This is a genomic window from Treponema endosymbiont of Eucomonympha sp. (assembly GCF_001028545.1).
In genome coordinates, this window is the sequence record NZ_BBPW01000259.1 from 1 (window position 1) to 865 (window position 865).

Sequence of the window (865 nt, forward strand, 5' to 3'; positions counted from 1 at the left end):
GCATGCGGCGCACGAGGCGGCAGGTGAGGATATCAGCCGCACAAAAGGGGGCTGAACAGCAAATTACATTTGGCGGTTGACGAGTACGGGATACCAGCAGGCGGCGCTGTGACAAGCGGTACTGTCGCGGACTTCAGCTAAGCGTCTCACCTTATGGAGGATTTGGAGGCGGAAGCGTTCCTCGCAGACAAGGCGCATGACACGAACGAACTGCTCGGCATGTTTAAAGAAGCTGATATAGCAACAGTCATCCCTCCGGTTAAAAGACGGAAAGAGCAGAGAGCGTACAGTCATGAACTGTATCGGGCGCGGCACATCATTGAAAACGTTTTCCGTGCCCTCAAGCGCTGGCGGGGAATTGCTGTGCGCTACGCAAAGCTCTCTGGTTCCTTTATCGCCGCCATTCATGTCAGGTGCTTGTTCCTCTGTCTTTAAGTCCGCGTACCTAGCCTTGCCTCTACGCGCCGACCACCCTATATGTACAAGTTTGCCGCACGCTTTCAACGCGCGGCAAACTCGGACGTTACCCCGTAGGGGTAACGCTTCATACCCACCAAACGGTTCGTGAGAGGGTCTTACCTTATGCACACGAAAGGCATATAGTATCGGGTGTTCGGCTGCCGCCGAACGCAGGAGGCAAGTATGAGCGACCACGCGCAGGATCCGGAACCGAGAATGAGCTTTGAACAGCTTTGGGCGCTGCTTCAAGAGAATGCCCGGCAAATGAAAGAACAGCGGGAAGACTTTGCCCGCGATATTAAGGCGGTGCACTGGGAAATCGGGAATATAGGCAACCAGCTGGGCAGCTTAATCGAGAGCATCGTCTCCCCCAATATCCACCGCAAGTTCAACGCGCTCGGCTATG

The 865-nt window shown here is 55.0% G+C and carries 1 protein-coding gene and 1 pseudogene; both read left to right on the forward strand.

The features are described from left to right. Nucleotides 1–153: 153 nt before the first annotated feature. Entirely contained in the window at nucleotides 154–435 is a 282-nt protein-coding gene (locus tag AWU74_RS06390; protein WP_059369599.1) for a transposase, read from the forward strand. A gap of 207 nt (nucleotides 436–642) precedes the next feature. Beyond that, nucleotides 643–865: pseudogene (locus AWU74_RS06395) on the forward strand (hypothetical protein); the annotation flags it as partial.